Source organism: Streptomyces sp. DSM 41931 (genome assembly GCF_050271085.1).
GTDB classification, from domain to species: Bacteria; Actinomycetota; Actinomycetes; order Streptomycetales; family Streptomycetaceae; genus Streptomyces; species Streptomyces albogriseolus.
Window position 1 is genome coordinate 203,681 of the sequence record NZ_CP189902.1, and the last position, 17,787, is coordinate 221,467.

The following is a 17,787-nucleotide window of genomic DNA, read 5'->3' on the forward strand; positions in this document are numbered from 1 at the left end:
GACCGGTCACGAGGAGGGTTCCGGCAGCTCGCGGTGGAGCACGACCTCGAGGACACCGGTGTCCGGTCCGTGCGAGACGACCTCGTAGGCGTCCTTCACGCGCTCGAGGGGGAACCGGTGGGTGACGAGCGGGGAGACCGTGAGGCGTCCGTAGGCCAGCAGGTCGAGGAGCCAGGGCGTGGAGGAGGTGTCGACCTGGCCGGTGCTGATCGTGACGTTCTTGCACCACAGGGCCTCGAGATGGAGGGTGACGGGCTTGCCGTGCATGCCGACGCCGGCGATGTGCCCGCCCGCGCGCACCACGCGGGTCGCCAGGAGGAAACCGTCCGGATCGCCCGTGGCCTCGATGACGACGTCGGCGCCGGGCCCGTCGGAGAGCTCGGCGACCATCTGCCCGGGGAGTTCGGCGGCATGGGCGCCCATACGGGCGGCGTACGCCAGTCGGGACGGCGACAGGTCCACCGCGACGATCCGCCGGGGCGAGTACAGACGGGCCAGGGCCACTGCGGCCAGGCCCACAGGACCCGCGCCCACCACGACGACGGTGTCCCCCGGGCCCACGTGTCCGTTGCGCACCCCGACCTCGTAGGCGGTCGGGAGGAGCTCGGCGAGCAGGACCGCCTCGTCGAGCGGGAGGTACAGGGGCCGGCGGTGCGTGGAGGAGTCGGCGAAGGGAACACGGACGAACTCGGCCTGCGTGCCGTTGATCTCCCGGCCGAGGATCCATCCGCCGCCGCCCCGGCACTGTCCGTACATGGCGTCGTGGCAGGACGGGCAGTGCCCGCATGCCGACACCGACGACACGATCACCTGGTGTCCGGCACGCCGGGTGCGCACGGCCCGGCCGACCTCCACCACCTCGCCGACGGCTTCGTGACCGAGGACCGTCCCCGGCGTCACCTCGGGAAGGTCGCCCCGCAGGATGTGCAGGTCGCTGCCGCAGACGGTGGTCGCGTCGACGCGCACGATCGCGTCGGTGTCCTCCTCGATCACGGGATCGGGAACCGTGTCCCACGACGTCCGCCCGGGACCGTGGTAGACCAGTCCGCGCATGGCCGCTCCCTCGCTCGGCGTCCCCTCTCCACCGTCACCCCCCGGGGACCGCCGGGCAACACGGCGCCTCGCGTTCCCCTGGCGTCACGAGGCGATCACGCGGACCGCCGTGACCTTGTACTCGGGACAGGAGGTGACGGTGTCCGCGTGGCCGGAGGTGAGGCGGTTGACCCCGCTCGCCGGGAAGTGGAAGGAACAGAAGACCTGTCCGGGCGCGGTCTGTTCGCCGATGCGGGCGACGAGCCGGGCCCGGCCGTGCCGGCTCTCCAGGGTGACCGGCTCGCCGTCGCGTACGGCGTACCGGTGGGCGTCGTCGGGGTGGAGGTCGAGGAGGTCGACGGGGTCGAGGACGATGTTCGCGCCGCGTCGGGTCATGCTGCCGGAGTTGTAGTGCGCCCAGCGCCGTCCGGTGACCAGGATGAGCGGATAGTCGTCGTCGGGGTGCTCACCGGGCGGCAGATAGGGGGCTGCGGCCAGGTGGGCGCGGCCGTCGGCGGTGGCGAACCGGTCCTGGTAGAGCTTCGTCTCACCAGGGCGGCCGGGATCCCGGCAGGGCCACGGAACGGCGCCTTCCCGGTCCAGCCGGTCATGGGACACCCCGGCGAAGACGGGGGCGAGGCGGCCGCACTCGGCCAGGGCGGCGGCCGGTGTGGGGCAGCCGAGGCCGGCGCCCATGGCCGACGCGACGGCGTGCACGACGTCGAAGTCGCTGCGGGCCTCCCCCGGCGGGGGCACGGCGGGGCGCACCCGCTGGAACCGGCGGTCGAAGTTGACGAAGGTGCCGTCCTTCTCCAGCCAGGACGCGACGGGCAGCACCACGTCGGCACGGCGGGCGGTCTCGGACAGGAACAGTTCGCTGCACACGACGAGCGGGCACGCGTCCAGGGCCGCGGCCACCTCGTTGGCGTCGGGATCGGTGGCGCACACGTCCTCCCCGATGACCCACAGCGCCCGCAGCTCTCCCGTCCGCGCGGCGGCGAACATCTCCGGGATGCGCAGACCGGGCCGCCCGGGCACCGGGACGCCCCACACCGCCTCGGCGCGGGCCCGTGCCGTCGGGTCGACCACCTTGCCGTAGCCGGGCAGGAGGTCGGGGAGCGCGCCCATGTCGGAGGCGCCCTGGACGTTGTTCTGACCCCGCAGGGGGTTGACCCCGTACCCCCGGCCGGTGCCGACGGCGCCGCGCAGGATCGCCAGATTGGCCAGGGACCGCACCCCGTCGGTGCCGTGCAGGTGCTCGGTGACCCCCAGGCCGTAGACGATCGCGGGGCACTCGGCCTCGCCGTACAGCCGGGCGGCGGTGACGAGGTCGGCGGCGGGGACACCGGTGATGTCCGCGACCCGGTCCGGCGGGTAGTCGGCCAGCAGCTCGGTGAGCCGGTCCAGTCCGGTGGCCCGCTCGCGCAGGAACTCCTCGTCGGTGAGCCCTTCGGCGAGCAGGACGTGCGCGAGTCCGTGGAACAGCGCCACATTGGTGCCGGGGCGGGGTCGCAGGTGCACATCGGCGTGCTCGGCGAGGCCCACGGCGCGCGGATCGGCGACCACCAGCCCGGCCCCGCGCAGCACGCTGCGGAGCAGCCGTGCCCCGACCACCGGGTGGGCCTCGACCGGGTTGGCCCCCACCACCAGCAGACAGTCGGACCGTTCGACGTCGTCGAAGCCGTCGGTGCCGCCGGACAGGCCGAAGGACGCGGTCAGGCCGGCCGCGGACGGCGAGTGGCACAGGCGAGAGCAGTTGTCGACGTTGTTGGTGCCGATGACGGTCCGCATGAACTTCTGGACGAGGTAGTTCTCCTCGTTGGTGGCACGGGCGGAGGAGATCGCCGCCACGGCGTCCGGGCCGCCGTCCGCGAGGGCCGCGCGCAGCCCGCGGGCGACATGACCGAGCGCCTCCTCCCAGCCGACGGGCTCCAGGCGGCCACCACGCCTCAGGAACGGCCGGGTGAGCCGTTCGGGAGAAGTGAGAAATCCGTGGGTGAAGCGGCCTTTGACGCAGGCGTGCCCCTGGTTGACCGGGCCGTCGCGGGCCGGGAGTACGGCTGTGACCTCGCCGCCTGCCGTGACGACGTCCAGGGTGCAGCCGACGCCGCAGTATCCGCAGGTGGTGCGGGTGGCGGGCGGCCGGTGGGCGGAGGTGGTCCCGCGTGCCGGGCCGGGTTCGGCGAGCGCACCGGTGGGGCAGGTGTCGACACAACCGCCGCACGCCACGCAGTCGGACTCGGCCCAGGGCCCGCCGGTGCCGGGGGCGACCACGGTGTCGGCGCCCCGGCCGGCCAGGGTCAGGGCGAAGGTGCCCTGCACGTCGGCGCACATGCGGACGCACCGGCCGCAGGCGATGCACAGGTCCCGGTCCAGCCGGACGTAGGGGTGGGAGTCGTCCCCGCCCCGGCCGCCGGCGCCCTGCGCCGTGTCGGGGGCGACTCCCGACGACCGGCAGACCTCGGCCAGTTCACTGGGGTTGTCGTCGGAGAGGGCACGGGGCGGCAGGGCCGAGACGATGACCTCCACCGCCTCCCGGCGCAGCCGCCGTAGCTCGTCGGTGCCGGTCTCGACCTGTACACCGGGGTCGGCCGGGGTCACACAGGCCGCCACGGTCCGTCCGTCGGCGGCCACGAGGCAGGTACGGCAGGATCCGGCCGGGGAGATCCGGTCGTCGGAGCACAGCGAGGGCAGATCGATCCCGGCCGCCTTCACCGCCGCGAGCAGGGAGGCCCCGTCGGGCACGGTGACGCCCGTGCCGTCGACGCGGATCTCGACTCCGGTCATGGTCCCCATCCCGCCAGTCGGTCGCCGTAGACGCGGGCGAGGCTGTGCACGGCGGGCGGGATGCGCCGTCCGAACGCACACAGACTCGCCTCGGCCAGGACATGTGCGAGCCGCTTCCACTCGTCGCCGGGACCGGTGCCGGCGCCGGCCAGTTCCAGGCCTCGGCCCGAGCCCACCCGGCAGGGGGAGCACGCGCCGCAGCTCTCCGCCGCCGCGAACTCCCACACGTGCCGGAGCAGGTCCTGCGGCGCGACGTGCTGGTCGAAGGCGACCAGCCCGGCATGGCCAAGGGCGGCGCCGCGGGCCGCCAGGCCGGCCGTGGTGAGCGGCACGTCCAGTGCGTCGGGGGCCAGGAACCCGCCGAGGGGGCCGCCCACCTGGACGGCGGTCAGCTCACTGCCCTCCTTCAGCCCACCGCCCAGGTCGGTGACGATGCGCGCCAGCGAGGCGCCCAGCTCCACCTCGTACACCCCCGGCCGGGCGAACCGCTCCGAGAGACAGACCAGTTTCGTGCCGGTCTCCTCCGGCGTTCCGCGCCGGGCATGGGCTTCTCCGCCCCGGGCGACGATCCAGGGGACGGCCGCGAGGGTCTCCACGTTGTTCACCACGGTCGGCTCGTCCCACAGCCCGCGGGCGGTCGGGTAGGGCGGGCGCGGCCGGGCGCAGCCCCGGTCCCCTTCCAGACTCGCGATCAACGCGGTCTCCTCACCGGCCACGTACGATCCGGCGCCCTCGACCACCCCGACGTCCAGGGTGGTGTCCGTGCCGTGCACGCGGGGGCCGAAGTGCCCGTCGGCGTAGGCTTCCGCGGCCGCTTCCCGCATCCGTGCCAGCGCCTGCGGATACTCGGAACGGACCAGCACCACCGCCCGGCGGGCGCCGCAGGCGAAGCAGGCCAGCGCGAGCCCTTCGAGCACCCGCCGCGGGTCGGCCTCCATCAGCAGCCGGTCGGCGTACGACCCGGGGTCCCCCTCGTCGCCGTTGGCCACCACCACGGTGCCGGGCGTCCGGCCGGCCGCCTCCCACTTCGCCGCCACCCGGAAGCCCGCTCCCCCACGTCCGCGCAGCCCGGAGGCGGCGACCTCCCGCCGGACCCGGGCGGGGTCGCCGGCCGTCACGATCCGCGGCCACACCTGCCACGCCGGTTCACCGGCGACCGCACCCGCCAGCAGCACGGGGTCGCCGGTGTCGTCGGCCACCGGGATCCGAGGAGCGGTGGGCGGCTCGCGCCCTGCCAGCTGTCCGGGGAGCGAGGGCCCCGTGCAGGGCGTGGCCCCGTCCAGCGCGGCGGGGCCGGCGTAGCAGTACCCCAGGCAGCGGACGGCCTGCAGCGAGGTCCCGCCGTCCGGTGAGACGGCGCCCGCGGTGACGCCCAGTTCCTGCTCGACCTGGGTGACGTGCCGTCCCGCCTGCGCGGCGAAGCACGCCGTCGCCGTGCAGACCCGCACATGGCGACGGCCGTGGGGGGCGCGGAGGTCGGCGTAGTAGGCGGCAGGTCCGAGTGCTGCGGCTGCGGGGAGGCGCAGACCGGCGGCGACGGCCGGGGCCCAGCTCCCGGGGTCGGCCGTCGTGCCCTTCCTGACCTGGGCCAGACGTTCGACCAGCCGCTCACCGGCTTTCCCGCGTCGTTCCGAGAGGGCTCGGAACGCGTCGAAACGGCCGGTGGGACGCATGACAGCCATGTCTTCATCGTGGCGGCAGTGACACGGCACCACAATCCGGGCCCGGCGCCGCGTCCCGGGACCCGTCCGGAACCACGACGACGGGGCAGGCGGAGTGGTGCAGCAGTCCGTGAGCGACCCGGCCGAGCTGCAGCCCGACGTGTCCGTCCCCACGTCGTGCGCCGACGACCAGCAGGTCCGCCCGGTACGAGGCCTCCAGGAGGACCCCGCGGGCGTATCCCTCTACGGTGCGCCGGTACACGCGGAGGTCCGACGGGACGTGGCGCAGCGCCGTGTCGAGTTCCTCGGCCGCGCGCTTCTCGTGGAGGCGGGCGGACTCACCGTACGCCAGGGGGTGGTCGGCGGACTCACGCACGGGGCACCGCCAGGCCCGTACGGCCTCGAGAGCCACCCCTCGTCGCCGCGCCTCCTCGACGGCGAAGCGCACGGCCGCCGATGCCTCGACGTCCTCGCCCACCCCGACGACGACACGGCCGTGCACCGGCGGCGCCGCCTGGTTGTCATGGCTGCCGCGCAGCACGACCACCGGGCAGTCGGCGTGGGCGGCGACGGCCAGGCTGACGGAGCCGAGCAGCAGCTCGGCGAGCCCGCTGCGGCCACGCGTGCCCACGACCAGCGCGGCAGCGTCGCGTCCCTCGCGCACCAGGGCGTGCTCCGGTTCCTCCGGCACCACGTCGGCGGTGACCCGCAGGCCGGGGTGACGGGCACGGGCACGCCGGGCACCGGCGTCGGCGATCTCCCGTGGCGTCGGCGGCCCGGACGGACGGCCGACGTCCCGGGCGAGCGCGGCCCCCTCGTACCGGTCCCACAGGAAGGCGTACACCACCCGCAGCGACACCTCGCGCAGCACTGCCTCGTCAGCCGCCCAGTCGACGGCGCGCAGGCTCGGCTCCGAGCCGTCCACGCCCACGACCATGAACTCGCCGGCGTCTCGTCCTGCCGCTGCGTCCATGATCCTCAGTCCTTCGTGGGGCGCGGTGCGCCGGGGATCAGTGCGGCGAGGCGATGTGCTCGGAGACCGAGACGACGCCGTCCACACTCCGGCACAGCCTCTCGATGACGGGAATCAGCATCTTGATGTCGACAGACCCGCCGAGAGTCACCCGTCCCTCGTGCACCTCTACCGTGACCTGTTCGGCTGCGGGGCCCAGCGTCCGCCGGAGAACGTCTCCCGTGATCTCGTCCTGGATGGCGTCGTCGCGGCGCAGAAAGATCCGGAGGAGATCGCTCCGGCTGACGATGCCCTGGAGCCGGTCGGTCTCGTCCACCACGGGCAGCCGCTTGACGTCCTGCACCGCCATGAGACGGGCCGCCTCGACCACGGTCCACTCGGGTCGCGCGCACACGGCGGGGGCCGACATGAGTTCCTCGGCGCGTGTCCCCTCGGCCTTGGCCCGCTCCCAGGCCTCGAGGTGCGGGATCGGCGTCCGCCCTGACGGGTCGGGCTGGGAGGACGACTTGCGCAACAGATCCGCCTCGGACACCACGCCCATGGGCCGGTCCAGCTCGTCCACCACCGGCACCGCGGTGACGTCGTTGTCTCTCAGCAGCTCGACGATCTCCTTGAAGGGCATGTCACGCCGCGCCCGGACCACGTTGCGGCTCATCAGCTCTGCGACCGTGCGGTGCTGCATGGTGTCGCCTCCCTGGTCAGCCCTGCGGACACGTCTCGCGTCACAGCCTCATTGTGAGGAGACGGCGGCCTCCGCGCGACTCCGGCCGTGCCGTCGCGGAGGCTCGGCCGCGCGCCCGCCCCACGGCGGGATGACGCGAGGCAATTTACGAAGAATAATTCGCGTATTTCTTGACGGGTAAGGCGGAGGCGAGTGACGCTTGAGTCATCCCCCGACACCACCGGCACTTCCCGAAGGGGGCCGCCGTGCTCCATCAGCCCCTCACTCACCCCGCGATCCCTGCCGACCGGGTCTCACCGGTTCCTCCGCCACGTCCGGTGACCGCTCTTCTGACGGACTCGGTCCAGGACGTCGCCGTCATCGACACCGCTCTGCGACTGGCCGTCCCGCTCCGGGCGCCGCTGCTGCTCGTCGCCGTCCTGCCGCACGCCCGCCCATCGGTCACCGCCGAGGCGGACGCGTGTGCAGCCCGTGCGGTGGTGGGCAGGGTGCTGCCCAGGGTGCGGCGGGCCGGCCTGGACCACATCCCCGTCGTCCACCGCGTCGCGCCGCGCGGCACCCGGCTGCGGGCGGCGGGCGCGGTACTCGACGTCGCCGCCCGCCACTTGTCCTCGGTGCTGGTGGCCGCCGCCCGGGGACCGGCCGGACTGGACGCCCACCTCCTGGCCGAGGCCTCCGCCCTGCGGTGCGGCCCGTTCGTGCACACCGCCGCGCCGACGGCCTGGACTCCGTCCGCAACCCAGCGGTACCGCCCCGGCGCGAAGGACCGGCCGACAGCCCCCACTGGGGAGGCTTGAGGGGCATCCGCACCGCAGAATCACCGTTATGAGTAGATTCTGGTCGGTCCGGAGACCGTCCCCGGCCTCGGGCCGGCAGGCCCCTCAGGTGAGCCGCTCACCGCAGCCGGCCCGCATGCTGGCTCTGGCCACGGCCGGCTTCATGACCGGCTTCTGGGCGTGGGCTCTGCTGGGACCGCTCGGCCCGACGCTCCGTGAGGACCTGGGCCTCAGCTCGTTCCAGCAGTCCCTGGTGGTGGCCGTGCCGGTCGTCGTCGGCTCGCTCGGCCGGATCCCGGTCGGAGCACTGACCGACCGCGTGGGGGCCCGCCGGATGTTCCCCCTCGTCTGCGCCCTCACCATCCTGCCCGTGCTCTACCTGGGGCATCTGGCCGACTCCTTCGCCGAGTTCCTCATCGGCGGCTTCTTCCTCGGGCTGGGCGGCACCACGTTCGCCGTCGGCGTCCCGTTCGTCAACGCCTGGTACCCGCCCGAACGGCGCGGCCTGGCGCTCGGCATCTTCGGCGTCGGGACGGGCGGCACCGCCGTCTCGGCGTTCACCACCGTCCAGCTGGCCGACGCCGTCGACCGGAGTTTCCCCTTCACCCTCGTCGCGGGCATCCTGGCCGTCTACGCCGTCACCGCCCACTTCCTCCTGCGCGACCACCCGGCACGCGCCGTCCCGGGCGGCTCGCTCCTCGCCCGCACCACCGCCACCATGCGGATGCCCACCGCCTGGCAGCTGGCCTTCCTCTACGCCGTGGGGTTCGGCGGGTTCGTGGCCTTCAGCGTCTACCTTCCCACCTATCTCACCACCGCCTACGATCTCGGGCGTTCCGACGCCTCCCTGCGCACCGCCGGCTTCGTCGTCCTCGCGGTCGCCGCACGCCCGGTGGGCGGCTGGCTCTCCGACCGGTTCCATCCCACACCCGTACTCATCGGGGCGTACGCCGCCATCACCGCGCTCGCGCTCCTCGCCTCCCTCCAACTCGCGCTGATGCCCTTCGGCACCCTGGCCTTCCTCGGCATGGCCGCGGCCCTGGGAACCGCCTCGGGCGCCGTGTTCGCCCTGGTCGCCCGCGTCGTGCCCGCCGGCCAGGTCGGATCGGTCACCGGTCTGGTCGGCGCCGCCGGCGGACTGGGCGGCTTCTTCCCGCCTCTGGTCATGGGCGCGGTGTACAGCGTCTCCGACGACTACACCTGGGGATATCTGCTCCTGGCCCTCATCGCCGCCGCCGCGTGTGCCTTCACCGCGACCGTGATCCGGCACCATGCCCTGCCTCCGGACGTACGCGGGCGAGGCGCCTGACACCAGGTGCGAGCCGGAAGCGGCCGGCCTCGCGACGGCCGCGCGTCAGCTGCGTGCGGGAGCTCGGACACTGCGGCGCCGGGCGGACGGAACGGCTCTCGGCGGGAGGACCCCGGCCCGGGTTGCACGGCGGCTATTTGCGGCGATCGTGGAGTCATGCGGCCGCCGGCGAGGTGCCCTGACGAGGCGAGACGAGGAGGACTGCGGTGCCTGAGACCCCCCACATCGTCAGCGATGTGATGACGCAGACGGTCGTGGCCGTCGGACGCGACGCGCCCTTCAAGGAGATCGTGCAGACCATGGAGAGCTGGAAGGTCAGTGCCATGCCGGTCCTGGAGGGCGAAGGACGTGTCGTCGGCGTCGTCTCCGAGGCCGACCTGCTGCCCAAGGAGGAGTTCCGCGAGAGCGACCCGAGCCTCTTCGAGCAACGCCGGCGCCTGTCCGACGTCGCCAAGGCCGGGGCGGTGACGGCGGAGGAGCTCATGAGCACACCCGCCATCGCGGTCCACGCCGACGCCACCCTGGCGCAGGCGGCCAGGATCATGGCCGTCCGGCACGTCAAGCGGCTGCCCGTGGTCGACGACATCGGCATGCTCCAGGGCATCGTCAGCCGAGCCGACCTGCTGAAGGTCTTCCTGCGGCCGGACGAGGAGATCGAGGAGGAGGTGCGCCGCACCGTGGTGTCCTACCTCTTCCCGGCCGTCAGCCACGCCATCCACGTGAACGTGCACGAGGGAGTCGTCACGCTCCGCGGGCACATCCATGACACCTCGCTCATCTCGGTCGCCGTACGCCTCGTGCGCGCCGTGGAAGGCGTCGTGGACGTCGTGCCGCAGCTCACCGGTGAGTCAGCCGGCCGGGACGGGCCCGGGTCACCCCAGTGACCGTGGGCGAGGACGGCCGCCGGCCGGCGGATCAGGGCTGGATGTCGAGGACGTCCGACACCGGGCGGCGCGGCGTGCTCGGTCCTCCGGGGCCGTACCCCAGGCGCAGCAGCATCTGGGCGCAGCCCGTCCCGGACACCGGATCGCGCAACGGCCAGCGCAGGTCGCTCCATTCGATGGGCTGGGTGGCGAAGGAACTGGACAGGCCCTCGAGGGTGGCCAGCAGCAGGACGCGCTCCATGGCCTGACCGGCGCGGAGCCAGTCTTCCGTGTGGTCGTTGCCCGTGCTGATGAGGGCCAGTTGAGGAGTGTTCTCGAAGTCCGCGGCGTCACGGCCCGCCACCCTCCGGAGACCCTCGAAGTCGCGCATGGGGGCCCTGCCCCCACGCTTGCGCGGACCGAAGGCGTAGAGCGGGACTCCGTCGTCGGCGGTGTCCGCCGACGGGGCGTCGGTACGCGTCCAGCGCGCAAGGTCCTGATCGCTCCCGGGGTCGGTGATGTTGCGTGCCTCGGCCTCCTGGATCAGTTCCAGCACCTCCCGCAGATGCCATGAGGCCGGGAAGCTCAGCACCGCTCCCTCGACGCGAGCGGCTGCGCCCAGGGCCTCCCGCACGCGCTGGGGGATCTCCCTCTCCTCGAACGGGAAGCGACTGCTGTGCCGCCGGCGGATCGCGGGATACAGCGCGCCGAGTCCGCTCTCGTCGGCCGCGGCGCCGGTCAGCCGCACTCGGGCGAGCAGCGTCCGGTCGGTGGGGTCCGGCAGCAGCCGGGTCTCCGGGGACCAGCCGTCGTGGGCCGCGGCGACCCGCAGGTTCAGCAGGGCGGCGCCGCAGCCGAGGTGGAGGGCGCGTGCGCCGGGGTCGGAGTGCGGCATGCCGCGCTCGAGGTCGGCGTGGAGGTCGAACGTGCGGCTGTGCCGGAAGTAGCGGAACAGCCAGGGCTGCGCGTTGTGCATCGACGGGGCGGCGGCAGCGGCGTGGACCAGGGCCGTCACCTCCGCGTCGGCCGGTGCCTGTCGGCTCACGGGAACCTCCCTCGCGCGTCGGCGGCCTCCGGCCGCCTACTGGTCGGCCGGGGTGATGCGCCGGCCCGTGAGACGCGTGGGCCGGATCGACACCCACATCTCGCGTGCGCCGCCCGCCCAGGGGTCGGTGTGTGCCCGGTGGGCGAGCCTACGCACGGCGTCGGGCTCCGTGACGACGTTCGCGGGGCCGACCGCGAGCACGCTCCAGCCCTGGCTCATCGCTTCGTCCACGTGATCGACCTCGAAGGCGACCTCGGTTCCGACAGCCGCCGCGGGCACGGAGTCGGGCGTGGTCCGGAAGACGATCGCGTCCTCCACGGTCTCGTAGTTGACCGGAACGACCGCGGGACGGCCGTCGGGCGTCGACACCGCGATGCGCCCCACGCCGTGCGTGGACAGCAGGCGCCGGCATTCCTCCGGGCGGAGGTCCCGCAGCTGCGGTCGCAGCAGGGCGTGTCCCTGACCGGGTGGCAGGTCGACGCCTGACCCGCGCAGGGCCGTGACGGTGGTGCCCAGCGCGTCGGCCAGCCTGAAAAGAGTCGCCATGGTCGGATCGGCCGACCGTTCCTCCAGGTACGCCAGGTACTCCGGCGACATCCGGGCGCGGCGGGCCGTCTCCTCCCGGCTGAGCCCGCGCCTCCGGCGTTCGACGGCCACGCGCCGGCCGATGTCACCGGGGCCGGGCGTCCCGGCCGGCCGAGGAGCCGCGGACACGGCCTCCGCCTCGCCCGTGTCCGGCGGGGAGGACTCGCGGGCGGACCGCCCGTGCTCCAGGTGCTTGATGTGTGCGTCGGGCCCGGGGGACACGAGCGTCACGTCGTCCGTGTCCGACCAGCGCACGTCGTACGGGGGTGTCCCGTCCTCGTGGTGGAGTCCGACGATCTCGCCGTCGCGCCTGGCCGCGCCGGTCCTCCGGCTTTCGATGACGAGCCGGTCGCCGAGGTGAGCTCGCATGATCGCCGCCCTCTCCTCAGAATGATGCTGTATCCAACGTGCCACGCGGGACACGTCACCGCACGGGACGGCCGGCGGACGCAACCCCGGCTCAGCCGGTGTTCACGATGCGCGGCGCCTCGATGTCGCGCTCGGCGGTGTTCAGCAACCGCCGGGCGAGGTTCTCCACGGCCCGGCCCGCGGCCAGCTCGTCGCCGATCTCGGGCACGTAGGCGTCCGCCGGGTGGCAGTGCGCGGTGCCGCGGCCGGTGAGCGCCGTGGTGCCGGTGTCCAGCACCACGTGTGCCCGCGTGGTGCCGTCGTCGTCCTCGAAGAGGTGGAGTCGCATGGTCCACTCCGTCGTGTGCGGCATCGCTGTCCTCCTCAACGTGCGGCCCCCGAAGGCGGCAGGCCGGTGCACCGCTTCCGGGCCCCTCCGGTCCACGATGCGCCGGGGAGGGGATTGGGGTACTCCTCGTAGGAGGAGCCCGCTGCGCCCGGCATGCCGGCGACGTCCGGACCATCCACCCGTCGGGGACGCGTCCACTCTCGTCCCCGTCATTGCCAGCTTCGTACGAGACGGAGGCCGCCGCCATGCAACCAGTCGTCACCGTGGGCCTGGACGGGTCACCGGAGAGTCTTGCCGCTGCTCGCTGGGCCGCCGACGAGGCCGAGAAGCGCAAGCTCACCCTCCGTCTGATGCACGCCTGGCCGCTCCTGGCTCCGGAACCGACCCACGTCCCCTCCGAAGTCGACCAGAACTACTGGGCGAAGCGTCTCGTCCACACGGCCCAGGCGGAACTCCAGGCGCGTCATCCGGGCCTGTCCGTCGTCGGGAACCTGGTCGCCGACGACGCCCAGAACGCGCTGCTCCAAGCAGCGACGGAGTCCGAGATGCTCGTGCTCGGTTCGCGAGGGCTGGAGCCCGTCCAGAGTTACTTCCTCGGCGATGTGAGCATGCCCGTCGTGGCACGGGCGGAGCGTCCGGTAGTACTGGTCCGCGGCCCGAGCGACGGGGAAGGGGCGGCACCGGCACCCGCGGAGCGCGTGGTCGTGGCCCTGAAATTGCACGGTTCGTCCGACGACCTGCTCGACTTCGCCTTCCACAGCGCTGCCGCCAGAGGCGTTCCCCTCCAGGCCGTCCACGGCCGGAGCGTGCCACTCCACGCACGCGTTCCCTGGGGCGTGGACCACCACGTCACCGAGGAGATCACGGGGGACGCGCAGAAGGAACTGGGCAAGGCGCTTCGCCCCTGGCGCGAGAAGTACCCGCAGGTGGACGTGGTCGAGGGCATCCGTCTCGACAGCCCTGCGAAGGCCGTCGTCCGAGCCGCCGAAGGCGCCGCGCTGCTCGTCGTCGGCCGACGCGAACACCGTCCGGGCCTGGCGCCCCACCTGGGTCCCGTGGCTCAGGCGGCCATTCATCACGGGCGCTGTCCCGTCGCTGTGGTTCCGCACGCCTGAGCCCTGCAACCGCGGGGGGCCGGCGGGATCGGCCCCCCAGGTCTCGCGCGGGGCGAGCAGGTGGTGCGGGGAGCGTAGGTTCGTCCTGCGCGGTTCACTGGAACGCCGCGTGGATCTCCTGTTCGGTCGCGGAATGGGACACCAGCAGGAGCTCGTCCCCCGCTCGCAGGCGGATCGCCGGATCGGGCACGGTGGGCTGTCCGTCACGGACGATCGTCGCGACCACCGTCCCTTCCGGGAGGCCGACCTCGCCGAGGGCCCGGCCCACCGCCCTGGACCGGGGCGTGATGGCGGTTTCGATGACGTCGACGCCGGCCTTGCTGAGCCGCAGCAGGGCGACCGTGTCGGTGGCCCCGGTGGCCTCCTCGATGAGGGAGATCAGCGGGGTGGCGGCGGGTACGGCGACGTCGACGCCCCAGCGCGCGTCGAACAGCCAGGCGTTGTCGGCGTCGTTGACGCGGGCGGCCACGCGGGGCACCGAGAACTGCCGTTTGGCGAGCAGGCTGATGACGAGGTTGTCCTCGTCGTCCCCGGTGGTGGCGATGACCACGTCGGTGGTCAGCGCACCGGCGTGTTCCAGGAGGGCGGGTTCGCACGCGTCCCCCGCGACCAGCAGCACGCCGGGGAGGCGGCCCTGGAGTTCGGCCACGCGGTCGTCGTCGCTGTCGATCAGGGTGACCTCGTTGCGGGCCGCGGAGAGCACCTGGGCGATCTGGGTGCCGAGGCGTCCCGCGCCGGCGATGAGCACGTTCACGTCCCCAGCTCCTTGTCGAGGAAGCCGCGCAGCCGGCCGAGCGCGGTGGCGGCGACGGCGAAGGTCACCAGGTCGCCCGCGCGTGCGGGCGTGCTGTGCGCGGGGACCAGGGAGCGACCGGCACGGGTGACCTCGACGACGCGTATCTCGCCGTCCACGTCGAACTCCGTCAGCCGCCGCCCGATGAGGTAGTCGGGTACCTCGGAACGGACGAGCAGCGTCTCTCCGTTGCCGAAGCTGAGTTCGGGGCTCAGGTGGCGGTGCAGCAGCATCTGGTGGATCTGGTGCACGGTCCAGCGGACGCTGGCGATCGTGGGGATGCCGAGTTCGCGGTAGATGTCGGCACGCCGGGGATCGTAGATGCGGGCGAGGACGATCGGCACCCGGTAGGTCTCCTTCGCCGTCCGCGCGCAGACGATGTTGCTGTTGTCCCCGGAGGTGACGGCCACGAAGGCGTCCGCGTGCTCGATCCCGGCGGCCCTGAGCACCGCGCGGCTGAAGCCGTTGCCCTCGTGGAAGCGGATGCGCGGGCTGTCGGGCAGCCGCCGGGCCGCCTGGCCACGCCGGTCGACGACCTGCACGTCGTGTCCTTCCGCGGCGAGCAGGCCGGCGAGGGTGGAGCCGACCCGTCCGCAGCCGACGACGATCACCTTCACCGTGGGTCTCCTTTCCCGCGGGCGGCGCGGCGCAGCCACCCCTTGCGGGCCTCGTCCGCGAGGAGGGGCAGGGTGCCGAGCCCGGCCAGGACCGCCCAGTCGGCGGCGTCGAGCGGGGCGGTGTTGAAGACGGCCTGCAGGGGCGGCGCATAGCTGATCGCGACCATGAAGGCGACACCGAACCCGCCTGCTGCCAGCAGGGCGGGATTGGACAGCAGACCTGCTTTCAGGATGCTCTGACGATCGGTGCGCACCGCCAGGGACACGAAGAACTGGCTGAGCACGATCCCTCCCTGGGCCAGCGTGACGGCCTCCCGGTAGACGGGGTGGTCCTCCGTGAAGTCGTCGAACGGGATGCCGGCGGAGTGAATGTGCCAGAAGAACACGGCGCACACTCCGAGCGCCTGGATGCCGCCGAGGAAGAGGATGCGTCCCACGACGGAGGCCGAGAACAGCCGCTCGCGCCGGGAGCGGGGCGGGCTGTCCATCACGTCGGGCTCGGGCCGTTCCGCGCCCAGCGCCAGGGCCGGCATCACGTCCGAGCCCAGGTCGATCGCCAGGATCTGCACCGCGCTGATGGGCACCAGCGGGAATCCCGCGAACGTCGCCGCCAGGACCGGGCCGAGCTCGCCGATGTTGCTGCTGAAGACGTAGATCAAGAACTTGCGGATGTTCCGGTACACGGACCTGCCGAGCCGCACCGCCGCCGCGATGGACGCGAACGAGTCGTCCAACAGCACCATCGAGGCCGCCTCCCGGGCGACATCGGTGCCCGAAGCGCCCATCGCCACGCCGATGTCCGCGTGCTTGAGCGCGGGGGCGTCGTTGGCTCCGTCGCCGGTGACCGCCACCACCTCGCCCCGGCGCTGGAAGGCGGTGACCACGCGCATCTTGTGCTCGGGGCTGACCCGGCACAGCAGCAGGTCCGAGGGTTCGGCGAGAAGGGAGTCGAGCGCTTCGTCGTCCATCGCGTCGAGCCGGGCGCCCGTCACCACCACCGGATCGGGCCGCCGTACGATGCCCACCCGGCGGGCCACGGCCTCCGCGGTCAGCGGGTGGTCGCCGGTGACCATGACGACCCGGATGCCGGCCCGGCGGCAGGCGGCGACCGCGTCGGTGACCTCCGGACGCGGCGGGTCCAGCATGCCGACCAGTCCCAGCAGCGTCAGCGCCGACTCGGCCTCCTCCTGCACCGGGCGTGGCCCGTCCAGCTCCCGGCGTGCGACGGCCAGCACCCGCAGCCCTTGCGACGCCAGCGCGTCACCCGCCGCGGCCACCGCCGCCCGGTCCTCCCCGGTCAGCCGCCGATGCCGCCCGTCCCACTCCACGTCGGTGCACCGCGCCAGCAGCTCTCCGGGCGCTCCCTTGACGCACGCCTGGTAGCCGTCGCCGGTCTTGTGCACCGTGGTCATCAGCTTGCGGTCCGAGTCGAAGGGGAACTCCGTCACCCTCGGTGCCGCCGCCTCCTCCGCGCCCAGATCCAGACCGGCCTTGTCGGCGACGACGAGCAGGGCACCCTCGGTGGTGTCGCCGAGCACGCGCCAGTGCTCCCGGGGCCCGGTGGGTGCAACGAGCCGGGCGTTGCTGCACAGGCCCGCCACCCGCAAGAGCTCGCGCACCGGCGCGGCGTCGGCGACCTCGCCGCTCGGCTCGTACCCCACACCGGTCACGGGGTGCGGCGCGCCTCCCGCCCACACCTGGGTGACGGTCATCTCCGCCTGGGTGAGCGTCCCGGTCTTGTCGGTGCACACGACCGTGGTCGACCCCAGGGCCTCCACCGCCAGCAACTGCTTGATCAGGGCATGGCGGCGTGCCATCCTCCGCACGCCGATCGCCAACGACACCGACAGCGTCGCGGGCAGTCCTTCCGGCACCAGCGCCACCATCACCCCCAGCGCGAACACGAAGAGGGTCACCACGGACTCCCCGGTGGGCAGCCGCACGGCGAACATCAGGGCACCGATCGCCAGGGCGGCCCCCGCCACCCGCCGCGCCATGGAAGCCACCTGGAGCTGCAGGGGCGTCTTCTGCCGCGGTGCGGCGGCGGCCAGCCGGTAGATGCGCCCGAACTCGGTCGCCTCGCCGGTGGCGAACACCACGGCGCGTCCGGAGCCGGCGACGACGTCGGTCCCCATGAACACGCAGTTGCGGGCCTCCACCAGCGGTCCGGCGGCCACCGGGTCGGCCGTGCGGTCCACCGCGTTGCTCTCCCCGGTCAGCGGCGCGTTGTTCACGGACAGCTCGTGGGCCTCGAGGACCCGGCAGTCCGCCGACACGGCGTCCCCGGCCTCCAGCACCACCACGTCACCCGGCACCAGCTCCCGGGTGGGCAGCTCCAGCCGTTCACCGCCGCGCAGCACACGGCAGGTGTGCGGCACCATCGCCTCCAGGGCCTGGGCCGTTCGCTCGGCCGAGTACTCCTGGGCGAAGCCGATGGCGGCGTTCAGGACGACGACGCCCAGGATCGCCACCGCGAGCCGGAAGGTGTCGACGTCACGCGACTCCTGAAGCGCGTACGCCAGGAAGGTGATCCCCGAGGCGATGATCAGCACCACGGCGAAGAGATCCGTGAACTGCGCACCCAGCTGCCGCCACACGGCGCGGCGCCCCGCGCGCGGCAGTTCGTTGGCCCCGTACTTCTCCAGCCCGTCCCGTGCCTGAGCCGCCGGCAGGCCGCGCCGTGAGGTTCCCAGCGCGGAGAAGACCTCACCGGCGGGGAGTTGCGACACCGCGGAACGCGTGCCGGAACCGGACGTGGTGCCGACCGCCTCGCCCTTCCTTCCGCCCGTCACCGGTGGGTCCGTACTCGCGTGGCCGCCGCTCATGACCGGCGGCGTTGTCTCGTCGTGCGA

General features: G+C 73.3%; 15 protein-coding genes. 4 read left to right on the plus strand and 11 right to left on the minus strand.

Annotation, left to right across the window (positions count from 1 at the left end; genetic code table 11):
* Nucleotides 1–6 precede the first annotated feature (6 nt).
* The 5 genes from ACP7TJ_RS01065 to ACP7TJ_RS01085 form a co-directional block, all read right to left on the minus strand.
* Complete coding sequence (locus tag ACP7TJ_RS01065; RefSeq protein WP_167744199.1) at nucleotides 7–1,053, minus strand: alcohol dehydrogenase catalytic domain-containing protein; 1,047 nt, start codon at nucleotides 1,051–1,053, stop codon at nucleotides 7–9.
* An 84-nt stretch (nucleotides 1,054–1,137) separates the two neighbouring features.
* A complete protein-coding gene (gene fdhF, locus ACP7TJ_RS01070) occupies nucleotides 1,138–3,819 on the minus strand; it encodes a formate dehydrogenase subunit alpha (protein WP_427761735.1) in 2,682 nt (893 codons plus the stop codon).
* Nucleotides 3,816–5,501 (minus strand): NAD(P)H-dependent oxidoreductase subunit E, encoded by a 1,686-nt coding sequence (locus tag ACP7TJ_RS01075; protein WP_427761737.1) that lies wholly within the window; start codon nucleotides 5,499–5,501, stop codon nucleotides 3,816–3,818. The genes fdhF and ACP7TJ_RS01075 overlap by 4 nt, the downstream gene beginning before the upstream one ends.
* Nucleotides 5,502–5,505: 4 nt before the next feature.
* Complete coding sequence (locus ACP7TJ_RS01080; protein WP_401543192.1) at nucleotides 5,506–6,453, minus strand: universal stress protein; 948 nt, start codon at nucleotides 6,451–6,453, stop codon at nucleotides 5,506–5,508.
* A gap of 37 nt (nucleotides 6,454–6,490) precedes the next feature.
* On the minus strand, nucleotides 6,491–7,135 hold the full coding sequence (locus tag ACP7TJ_RS01085) for a CBS domain-containing protein (RefSeq protein WP_093769719.1): 645 nt from the start codon (nucleotides 7,133–7,135) through the stop codon (nucleotides 6,491–6,493).
* A gap of 317 nt (nucleotides 7,136–7,452) precedes the next feature.
* Between ACP7TJ_RS01085 and ACP7TJ_RS01090 the strand changes: the two genes are divergently transcribed.
* The 3 genes from ACP7TJ_RS01090 to ACP7TJ_RS01100 all read left to right on the plus strand — a co-directional run bounded on the left by ACP7TJ_RS01090 (nucleotide 7,453) and on the right by ACP7TJ_RS01100 (nucleotide 10,104).
* Nucleotides 7,453–7,932 carry a universal stress protein gene (locus ACP7TJ_RS01090; RefSeq protein WP_427761740.1) on the plus strand — a complete coding sequence of 160 codons (480 nt, stop codon included), beginning with the start codon at nucleotides 7,453–7,455 and terminating at the stop codon, nucleotides 7,930–7,932.
* 115 nt (nucleotides 7,933–8,047) lie between these two features.
* Nucleotides 8,048–9,220 (plus strand): MFS transporter, encoded by a 1,173-nt coding sequence (locus ACP7TJ_RS01095; RefSeq protein WP_427767247.1) that lies wholly within the window; start codon nucleotides 8,048–8,050, stop codon nucleotides 9,218–9,220.
* A gap of 206 nt (nucleotides 9,221–9,426) precedes the next feature.
* Nucleotides 9,427–10,104 (plus strand): CBS domain-containing protein, encoded by a 678-nt coding sequence (locus tag ACP7TJ_RS01100; protein ID WP_093769721.1) that lies wholly within the window; start codon nucleotides 9,427–9,429, stop codon nucleotides 10,102–10,104.
* 31 nt (nucleotides 10,105–10,135) lie between these two features.
* Here ACP7TJ_RS01100 and ACP7TJ_RS01105 read toward each other — a convergent pair whose 3' ends face one another.
* The 3 genes from ACP7TJ_RS01105 to ACP7TJ_RS01115 all read right to left on the minus strand — a co-directional run bounded on the left by ACP7TJ_RS01105 (nucleotide 10,136) and on the right by ACP7TJ_RS01115 (nucleotide 12,434).
* Nucleotides 10,136–11,128 (minus strand): Acg family FMN-binding oxidoreductase, encoded by a 993-nt coding sequence (locus ACP7TJ_RS01105; RefSeq protein WP_246531913.1) that lies wholly within the window; start codon nucleotides 11,126–11,128, stop codon nucleotides 10,136–10,138.
* Nucleotides 11,129–11,164: 36 nt separating this feature from the next.
* Entirely contained in the window at nucleotides 11,165–12,082 is a 918-nt protein-coding gene (locus ACP7TJ_RS01110) for a DUF1918 domain-containing protein (RefSeq protein ID WP_387584858.1), read from the minus strand.
* 91 nt (nucleotides 12,083–12,173) lie between these two features.
* Nucleotides 12,174–12,434 (minus strand): DUF1876 domain-containing protein, encoded by a 261-nt coding sequence (locus ACP7TJ_RS01115; protein ID WP_266543945.1) that lies wholly within the window; start codon nucleotides 12,432–12,434, stop codon nucleotides 12,174–12,176.
* A gap of 221 nt (nucleotides 12,435–12,655) precedes the next feature.
* Between ACP7TJ_RS01115 and ACP7TJ_RS01120 the strand changes: the two genes are divergently transcribed.
* The gene (locus ACP7TJ_RS01120) at nucleotides 12,656–13,525 is read left to right on the plus strand and encodes a universal stress protein (protein ID WP_093769724.1); all 870 of its coding nucleotides are present in this window, start codon (nucleotides 12,656–12,658) and stop codon (nucleotides 13,523–13,525) included.
* Nucleotides 13,526–13,619: 94 nt separating this feature from the next.
* On the opposite strand, the gene ACP7TJ_RS01125 is transcribed toward ACP7TJ_RS01120, so the two are convergent.
* The 3 genes from ACP7TJ_RS01125 to ACP7TJ_RS01135 are packed head-to-tail and all read right to left on the minus strand — an operon-like array spanning nucleotide 13,620 to nucleotide 17,727.
* On the minus strand, nucleotides 13,620–14,279 hold the full coding sequence (locus ACP7TJ_RS01125) for a potassium channel family protein (RefSeq protein WP_167744207.1): 660 nt from the start codon (nucleotides 14,277–14,279) through the stop codon (nucleotides 13,620–13,622).
* Nucleotides 14,276–14,935, minus strand: coding sequence for a potassium channel family protein (locus ACP7TJ_RS01130; RefSeq protein WP_093769726.1), 660 nt, complete (start codon nucleotides 14,933–14,935; stop codon nucleotides 14,276–14,278). Before ACP7TJ_RS01130 ends, ACP7TJ_RS01125 begins: the two co-directional genes overlap by 4 nt.
* A complete protein-coding gene (locus tag ACP7TJ_RS01135) occupies nucleotides 14,932–17,727 on the minus strand; it encodes a cation-translocating P-type ATPase (RefSeq protein ID WP_427761744.1) in 2,796 nt (931 codons plus the stop codon). The genes ACP7TJ_RS01130 and ACP7TJ_RS01135 overlap by 4 nt, the downstream gene beginning before the upstream one ends.
* Nucleotides 17,728–17,787 lie beyond the last annotated feature (60 nt).

What these genes read in the sequence shown, in the direction of transcription:
- ACP7TJ_RS01080 (WP_401543192.1), bottom strand. Translation starts at nt 6,453, where the DNA reads ATGGACGCAGCGGCAGGACGAGACGCCGGCGAGTTCATGGTCGTGGGC.
- ACP7TJ_RS01095 (WP_427767247.1), top strand. Translation starts at nt 8,048, where the DNA reads ATGCTGGCTCTGGCCACGGCCGGCTTCATGACCGGCTTCTGGGCGTGG.
- fdhF (WP_427761735.1), bottom strand. Translation starts at nt 3,819, where the DNA reads ATGACCGGAGTCGAGATCCGCGTCGACGGCACGGGCGTCACCGTGCCC.
- ACP7TJ_RS01065 (WP_167744199.1), bottom strand. Translation starts at nt 1,053, where the DNA reads ATGCGCGGACTGGTCTACCACGGTCCCGGGCGGACGTCGTGGGACACG.
- ACP7TJ_RS01120 (WP_093769724.1), top strand. Translation starts at nt 12,656, where the DNA reads ATGCAACCAGTCGTCACCGTGGGCCTGGACGGGTCACCGGAGAGTCTT.
- ACP7TJ_RS01085 (WP_093769719.1), bottom strand. Translation starts at nt 7,135, where the DNA reads ATGCAGCACCGCACGGTCGCAGAGCTGATGAGCCGCAACGTGGTCCGG.
- ACP7TJ_RS01115 (WP_266543945.1), bottom strand. Translation starts at nt 12,434, where the DNA reads ATGCCGCACACGACGGAGTGGACCATGCGACTCCACCTCTTCGAGGAC.
- ACP7TJ_RS01110 (WP_387584858.1), bottom strand. Translation starts at nt 12,082, where the DNA reads ATGCGAGCTCACCTCGGCGACCGGCTCGTCATCGAAAGCCGGAGGACC.
- ACP7TJ_RS01075 (WP_427761737.1), bottom strand. Translation starts at nt 5,501, where the DNA reads ATGGCTGTCATGCGTCCCACCGGCCGTTTCGACGCGTTCCGAGCCCTC.